This window comes from Streptomyces acidicola (assembly GCF_009377235.1).
Classification (GTDB): domain Bacteria; phylum Actinomycetota; class Actinomycetes; order Streptomycetales; family Streptomycetaceae; genus Streptomyces; species Streptomyces acidicola.
The window spans coordinates 1-7675 of record NZ_VMNX01000340.1 but is presented as its reverse complement, the minus strand read 5'-3'; the positions used below and the strand labels follow the sequence as shown (position 1 = coordinate 7675).

Below are 7675 nucleotides of genomic sequence, written 5' to 3'. Positions count from 1 at the left end.
GGCGGAGCCCCCGGGGACTGGCACCCCGGCTCCGGGTGCCTAACCCGCCCGATGCACCACCGCATCGCACAGCTCGACCAGCGCCGCCTTCGCGTCGCACTCCCTCAGGGGGGCGAGCGTCGCCCGAGCCTCCTCCGCGTACCGCACGGCGTCCCGCCTCGCGGTCTCCAGCGCGGGGTGCTCCCGCAGCCGGATCAGCGCCTCGGCGTGCCGCGCGTCCTCGCTCAGGTCGGAGTCGAGCAGCTCGCACAGCGCGGCGTCCTCGGCGAGCCCGAGCCGCTCGGCCCGCTCCCGCAGCCGCAGCACCGGCATCGTGGGGATGCCCTCACGCAGATCGGCGCCCGGCGTCTTGCCCGACTCGTCCGAGTCGGAGGCGATGTCCAGCACGTCGTCGGCCAGCTGGAACGCCACGCCCAGCCGCTCCCCGTACTGCGTCAGCACGTCCACGACCGTCTCGTCGGCGCCGGACATCAACGCACCGAACCGCCCGGACACGGCCACCAGCGACCCCGTCTTGCCGCCGAGGACGTCGAGGTAGTGCGCGATCGGGTCCCGCCCGTCCCGCGGCCCGGCGGTCTCCAGGATCTGCCCGGTGACCAGCCGCTCGAAGGCCTCGGCCTGGATGCGGACCGCCTCGGGCCCGAGGTCGGCCAGGATGTGGGAGGCGCGCGCGAACAGGAAGTCGCCGGTCAGTACCGCGATGGAGTTCCCCCAGCGAGCGTTCGCGCTGGGCACGCTGCGGCGTACGTCGGCCTCGTCCATCACGTCGTCGTGGTACAGCGTGGCCAGGTGCGTCAGCTCGACCACCACGGCCGACGGGACGACCCCCGGGGCGTACGGGTCCCCGAACTGCGCGGCGAGCATCACGAGCAATGGCCGGAAACGCTTGCCGCCCGCCCGCAGCAGATGCTGCGCGGCCTCCTGGATGAAGGGGACCTCGCTCTTGGTGGCTTCGAGCAACCCTTCCTCGACAGCCGCCAATCCCGCCTGGACATCGGCTTCCAGAGCCTGGTCCCGCACGCTCACCCCGAACGGCCCGACGACGGTCACGAGGGGTCTCCTGTCTGCTGATGTCTACTGACAGTCACACGGTCGGTCTCATGGTCGATGAACAGTTTGTCGATCTGTCGCTGCCATCACTCGTGTCAGCGTATCCGGTCACCATTCGATCACCACGGGCACCCACCGGCCCCCTGGCGGGACTTCGCTCGACCGAGAGGCACCCCCTTCATCCGGGCCACTCCGGATTACATCCGGTATGCCCGTGATCAAGGGATGCATACCGATTCAACCCGAATCCCGAGTCGATGCCGTCACCCGAGGCCACCGAAAGCACCGGGACCGGCGAGACCTCCGAGATCACTCCGATGGGCCCGTCGGACTCGATCACCCGCACCCCCACACCGTCACCTCGACACGCGCGCCGACAGCCGACACCGCTCTGACGCCGGAGCCACTCGAGGGCGGTCGCCACGGCCCGCACGCCGGGCGACCACTACGACAACGAGGCCCACCGCACGCAAGGTTCCAGCCACAGCACCGAGACCGGCCTTCACCTCCGCGCGACCTCCCCACTCTCCGCGCACTCCACGTACTCCGCGCCCCAAACACGGAGTTGACCCGCGAGTTCCCGAACACCGGGCGCACGGTTCGTACTTCACGCCCGCCACGGGACGACAGGCCCCGAACAAGGGGCTGAAGCAGTACCCCGAACGACGAGCCAACCAACAGCCAACTTGTCCGAATTACCGCGCTATCGGCGCTTCGCCCGGTCCGTCCCGTGAATTGAGTCACGTGGGTCCGAAATGCCCCCTCACCCCCCACTCGCTCGACTCCTCCTTTGCAGAAAGCAAGTTGAGCGTTATCTTCCGGAAATTTCGAAGGCATCTCCCCCGCAAATAGCTGATCAAGGGCGCTTTCAACACGCTTCCGGCCTTGTTCTCGACATGTGCTCTCGCATACGTTCACGGTCAATCCGGACGGAACGCCGAATCCTGCCACCGCCCGGATCCCCACTGACCAACCACTCACGAAGGCAGGAGCGGGGGACCCACGAAGATCGCCGGTCCTCACGAGAGACCGGCTCGGGGTGAAGCCGCGCACGGCACGCACGACGCGTCGCCATGCCTGGCCGGGCACCTTTCCGCCCGAACCCGACAGCTCACCTCGCAGGCGCCGGAGAGGAACAGCGTCATGGCCTCACGAGGCAAGCACCGTCGCCGCCGAACCAACAAGCTCACCCGAGGAGCCGTCATCGCCGGAACCGGCACCGCGGCCCTCGCCCTCCCCTTCCTGAGCGCGACCACCGCGAGCGCCGCGCAGCCTGCCAAGGCTCCCGCCGCCGCCCAGGTCGCCCTGCAGGCCGCGCCCCGGTCCGCGCAGTCCGCAGCCCAGGCCACTTCCCTCACGTACACCGTGTCCAAGGGCGACACGCTCTTCCGCATCGCGGACAAGCACGAGGCCCAGGGTGGCTGGCGGAAGATCTACAAGGACAACCGCAAGGCCATCGGCGACAACCCGGACCTGATCCACCCGGGCCTCGGCCTGAAGCTCAAGACGACCAAGACGACCAAGACGACCGAGGCGAGCGCCGGCAGCACGAACAGCGCGGACAACACGGGCAGCGCGGACGGCACGCAGAGCACGGAGAGCAAGCCCAGCGAGCCGAGCGCGACGGCCGACAACACGTCCACGACCGCCGCCGAGCAGTCCTCCGGGTCCGCCAACAACCCCACCCCGGCCTCCGACACGACGTACACGAACGACCTCGACGGGTGGATCCGCCAGGCGCTGGACGTCATGGCCAAGAACGGGATACCCGGGTCGTACGACGGCATCCACCGCAACATCATGCGCGAGTCGTCCGGCAACCCCCAGGCCATCAACAACTGGGACTCCAACGCCGCGAAGGGCACCCCCTCCAAGGGTCTCCTCCAGGTCATCGACCCGACCTTCGCCGCGTACCACGTGGCCGGCACGTCGGACGACCCGTACGACCCGGTCGCGAACATCGTGGCGGCGTGCAACTACGCCGCCGACCGCTACGGCTCGATCGACAACGTCAACGGACCGTACTGATCCGCCAGGCACCTACCGGCCGGGCCGAGCGGGCGATGAGCTCCGCCGGCCTGGCCCGCCCGGCGCCGGTACGGACACGGTTCCGGGCGTGGTTCCGGGCGCCGGATGCGCCGCGGCCCCGCCGCGCGGAAACAGCCGCTCCAGCACCACGGCGATGCCGTCCTCCTCGTTGGACAACGTCACCTCGTCGGCGACGGCCTTGAGTTCGGGGTGGGCGTTGGCCATGGCGACCCCGTGCGCGGCCCAGTCGAACATGGGGATGTCGTTCGGCATGTCCCCGAAAGCGATGGTGTCGGCCGGTCCCAGCCCGAGGTGCCGGGCGGCCAGGGCGAGGCCGGTCGCCTTGGTGATCCCGCATGGCTGGAGTTCGACGGTGCCGGGCCCCGACATGGTGACCGTCGCGAGGGAACCGACCGCCCCGCGGGCCACCGCCGCCAACTCGTCGTCGGACAGGGACGAATGACGCAGCAGCACCTTGCTGATGGGCTCGCACCACAGGTCGTCGCGCCGCTGGACCCGTACGGCGGGAAGGGTCGGATGCGGCATCAGATAGCCCGGCTCGATGAGGGTGAGCCCGTCCACGCCGTCCTGGTCGACGGCCGCGTACACCTGCCCGACCTCGGCCTCGATCTTGCCGAGCGCGGTCGCGGCCAGCTCCCGGTCCAGGGTCACCGACCACAGCAGCCGGTCCGCGCCGGCGTCGTACAACTGCGCGCCCTGCCCGCACACCGCGAGCCCCTCGCTCCCGAGGTCCTCCAGCAGGGGGCGCACGCGGGGCGCGGGGCGTCCCGTCACCACCAGGTGCCGCGCGCCCCCGGCCACGGCTCGGGCCAGCGCCGCGCGCGACCTGTCGGAGAGCGTGTCGTCGCCGCGGAGCAGCGTTCCGTCCAGGTCGGTGGCGATCAGAGCGTATGCGGTGCGCGGGTTCATGATCAGAGAATACGGATCGCCGAGGCCCCCCTGTCCGGCGTGAACCGGACGACGTACGTTGACCGTTCGGACATCACGGGGTCCCGCTCCGCCCGCACGGCGTCGCACGGCACGGGCCCGAGCCCGACGCCCCACCCATCGACGCGTCTCCCGCCGACGGCGTCACCCGAAAGTGACGAACGGGACACCAGATCCGTGCCGCTCCGCCTCTCTCCCCACAGCAGGCCCGCCGCTCCGCCTCTCTCGCCTCGGCAGGCCCGCCGCTCCGCCCATCTCTCTCCCGGCAGGCCCGCGCCCCACGGCGATCCGTCCCCTCACCCGTGGGCGGCCGCCAGATGCCTGGCCAGCCGTGGCGACGCGAACTCCGTCCCGCACACGAAGCGCATCACCGGCCCGTACGACGCCGCCGACGGCAGCCCCGTGAAGTACAGCCCCGGCACGGACGCCCGGTATCCGGCGCCCAGCTTGGGCGCCCCCTGGCTCACCACCAGCTCCGTACGCAACTCGTGCGCGAGGAAGTCCATCGCGGCGATGTCCACGCGATAGCCGGTCGCCGCGATCACATGGTCGGCCGACAGCTCCTCCGTACGGCCCTCGTGCGTCCGGACCGCCAGCAGCGGGCGCCCGCCGATGACACCGGCACGGACGATCCCCGAGATCTCGCGCACACCCACCGTGCCCTCGAAGCGCTCGCGCAGCCACCACGCGCCCAGCGGTCCGAGGACGCGGCGGACCAGGTAGTGGCGGGCCTCGGCGGGGAGGTAACGGTAGGGGTGCGGGTAGTAGCTGAGGGCCCACAGCGACCAGGCACGCCCGAAGGGCGACTCCGGGCGGAGCCGGGGCTGGTCCCAGGGCGGCGCCCCGAACGCCACCTTGCCGTGTCCGCGTGAGACCACCCGTACGCGTGCCCCGGCCTCCGCGGCCAGCGCCGCCGTCTCCAGGGCGGACTGTCCCGCTCCGACGACGAGGAGTTCCTTGCCGGCGAACCGGCTCAGGTCGTGGTGCTGCGCGCTGTGCGAGACGGGCCCCGTGGGGCTGGGCCCGTCGGTGGCCGCTCCTCTGAGCTCGGGCGGGAGATGGGCGAGACCGGAGAGCCCGGTCGCCACGACGACGGCCCGCGCCGTGAACGCCTCACCGGAGTCCAGCTTGAGCTCGAAGCCCCTGCCGTCCCCGCGCCGGTCCACGGACACGACGCGCACCCGCTCCAGCTCGGGCACCAGATTCTGCTGGAACCACTCCCCGTAGGCGACGAAGGTCTCGACCGGGATGATGTCCTCGTCCGTGACCAGTCGCGGAATGCCCGCCGCGTCGCAGTAGTCGACGAGGGTGTGCCCGCGCTGCGGCGCGTCGATGTTCGAGGCGGCGGGGGTCGACTTGAGCAGCATGCCCGCGGGCATGTGGTCCCGCCAGCTCACCATGGGTTCGCCGAAGACGCGTACGGGAACGCCACGCGCCCGTAGATGCGCGGCGGTGGACAGACCGAACGGCCCGGCGCCGATCACTGCAACCGGATGAATCACGAAGTCCCTCCCCAGGACGCGTCGTGCCTACTTCGTGGTCGAACTGGTCGAACTGGTCGAACTGGTCAACCGACGGAACTGGTCAACGGGCGGAACTGGTCAACTGACGGACCTGTTCGGACGGGCCCAACCGGTCGCCCCGCCCCGGCGATTGGTCCGCCACAGTTGATAGAGGTGCTTCGCGCCCGGCCGTACGAAGCGCGCGAGCATCGTGAAGAAGGGCCGCAGGTCGTCACCCGCGAGCCACGCCAGCTCCGTACCGCTCGCGCGTGCGGGCGCGTGCGGGGTCGTGTAGCCGCTGCGCCGGTAGGCGATCAGGGCAGGCAGATCGATGTTCTCCACGACGTACCGATGGCCGACGCGCTGCTCCCCCTCCGGAACCTGCCGCCCGGTCAGATCGAGATGCATGGCGCGGACGACGTCGATCCCGGCCTCGGTCTCGAACAACCGGAACTGCGCGCCCATACGCGGGTTGAAGTCCAGCAGCTTGTACTGACCGTCCCTCCGGTCGAACCGCAGATCGAGGTCGACGACCCCGCTGAAGCCGATCTCCTTGATGAAACGTGCGGTGAGGTCCGCGAGTTCCGGATTGTCCACGACGTACGCGTTGGCCGTCATGCCCGCGTGGGGCGGCCACGAGCGCACCTTCACGCCGGTGAACATCGCGAGCGGCGTCGACTCGGCGTCGAAGTACGCGTGCACGATCCAGTCCTCGGCGTCCTCCCGTGGCAGGTACTCCTGGAGGATCACGCCGGGCCGTTCCCCCCACTCCTTGGCGAGCCGCAGCAGCCCCTCCCGGCTGCCGATCCGTGTGGTGCCGTTCACGGCGGGCCGGGCCCTGCGCACGAAGGCCTCCCGGTTCTTCGCCACCACCGGGAAGCGGGCCGTCTCGGCGAAGCGCTCGATCTCGTCGTACGACTGCGGGAAGACGGCCGTGGGGCTCGCGATCCCGTGTTTCACACAGAGGTCGTGCAGACCCTGCTTGCTGGCGAGGCGACGTGGCAGTCCACCGTCCACCCGCGGGAACAGGAAGCTGCCGCCGAGCGCCGCCTGGTGCTCGGCGATGAGAACGGCGGCCTCCTCGTCCGTCGGGATGAGCAGGGCGGGCCGCCCGATCCTCCGTCCGATCCGCAGCAGCCCCTCCACCAACCGCTCCGGAGCCTCGGTCCCGGTCGTCGGCCACACGAACGCCCGGCGCAGATACCGTGAGACGGCGGCGGGCGTGTAACGGTCCTCGGTGATCGCGTACATCGGCACACCGAGCCGGCCGAGGCTGCGGATGGCGCCGACGCCACCGTGATGCAGCGGGTAGTCGCCGAACTTCACGATCAGTCCGGGCACGCCCCTGTCGACACCGAACGGCACGCGCCGGGCATTCCTGGCCACGGGTCCCCCCACGTGTCCCCCCTTACGGACCCGGACCCACCCCGCCCGCGTCCCCTGAGGAAGCTAAGCCGGAATTTCCGGTTCCGACCGCTCCGTATCCGGACATTACTAACTCTTTAGGCATTGGCGACCACTGACCGCTCAGGTCACTCCCCCGTAACGTGTGCCGCAACGACAACGGCCGCACGACGGCCGCGTACAACGGCTGGACGTAGCGCACGGAAAGCGAGGCACACCCGCATGCCCCCCTTCGACGTCCCCGAGGGCGACCCCTTCGGCCCGCACAACCTTCCGTACGGCGTTTTCTCCCGGCCCGGCTCCGAGACCCGGACCGTCGGCGTCCGCCTGGGCGACCACGTCCTCGACGCGGGAGCCGCGGCACTGGCCCTTTCCTCCCCCTACGCCACGGTCCTCTCCCGCCCCACCCTCAACCCGCTCCTCGCGGCGGGCCGCACCACGTGGTCGGACGTCCGCCGAGCCCTCACCGCCTGGTTGACGGTCCCGTCCCACCAGCAGACGATCGCCCCTTACCTCCACCCCCTCTCCTCGGTCACCCTGCACCTCCCGTTCGAGGTCGCGGACTACGTCGACTTCTACGCCTCCGAGAACCACGCCCGGAACGTCGGCCAGATCTTCCGCCCCGACGCCGCGGACTCGCTGACCCCCAACTGGAAGCACATGCCGATCGGTTACCACGGCCGGTCCGGCACCGTCGTCGTCTCGGGCACCGAGGTGGTACGCCCTGCGGGCCAGCGGAAGCC

General features: G+C 70.5%; 5 protein-coding genes, 1 pseudogene and 1 riboswitch. Of the genes and pseudogenes, 2 read left to right on the top strand and 4 right to left on the bottom strand.

The features are described from left to right. Positions 1-39: 39 nt before the first annotated feature. A complete protein-coding gene (locus FPZ41_RS42865) occupies positions 40-1050 on the bottom strand; it encodes a polyprenyl synthetase family protein (RefSeq protein ID WP_322621461.1) in 1011 nt (336 codons plus the stop codon). A 964-nt stretch (positions 1051-2014) separates the two neighbouring features. Next, a riboswitch (cyclic di-AMP (ydaO/yuaA leader) is annotated at positions 2015-2188 on the top strand. A gap of 5 nt (positions 2189-2193) precedes the next feature. On the opposite strand from FPZ41_RS42865, the gene FPZ41_RS42860 reads away from it, so the two are divergent. Then, positions 2194-3078, top strand: a complete 885-nt coding sequence (locus FPZ41_RS42860; protein WP_152869869.1) for a LysM peptidoglycan-binding domain-containing protein — start codon at positions 2194-2196, stop codon at positions 3076-3078. A gap of 12 nt (positions 3079-3090) precedes the next feature. Here FPZ41_RS42860 and FPZ41_RS42855 read toward each other — a convergent pair whose 3' ends face one another. From FPZ41_RS42855 to FPZ41_RS42845, 3 genes are all read right to left on the bottom strand, one after another. Continuing rightward, positions 3091-4008, bottom strand: a complete 918-nt coding sequence (locus FPZ41_RS42855; protein WP_228023388.1) for an HAD family hydrolase — start codon at positions 4006-4008, stop codon at positions 3091-3093. Positions 4009-4322: 314 nt separating this feature from the next. Beyond that, on the bottom strand, positions 4323-5528 hold the full coding sequence (locus FPZ41_RS42850) for an FAD-dependent oxidoreductase (protein WP_322621460.1): 1206 nt from the start codon (positions 5526-5528) through the stop codon (positions 4323-4325). 99 nt (positions 5529-5627) lie between these two features. After that, positions 5628-6893, bottom strand: a complete 1266-nt coding sequence (locus tag FPZ41_RS42845; RefSeq protein WP_322621462.1) for a carboxylate--amine ligase — start codon at positions 6891-6893, stop codon at positions 5628-5630. A gap of 261 nt (positions 6894-7154) precedes the next feature. Here FPZ41_RS42845 and FPZ41_RS42840 point away from each other — a divergent pair. Further along, a pseudogene (locus FPZ41_RS42840) lies at positions 7155-7675 on the top strand (fumarylacetoacetase); the annotation flags it as partial.

Coding starts and splice junctions, on each gene's coding strand:
- FPZ41_RS42860 (WP_152869869.1), top strand. CDS start 2,194: ATGGCCTCACGAGGCAAGCACCGTCGCCGCCGAACCAACAAGCTCACC.
- FPZ41_RS42855 (WP_228023388.1), bottom strand. CDS start 4,008: ATGAACCCGCGCACCGCATACGCTCTGATCGCCACCGACCTGGACGGA.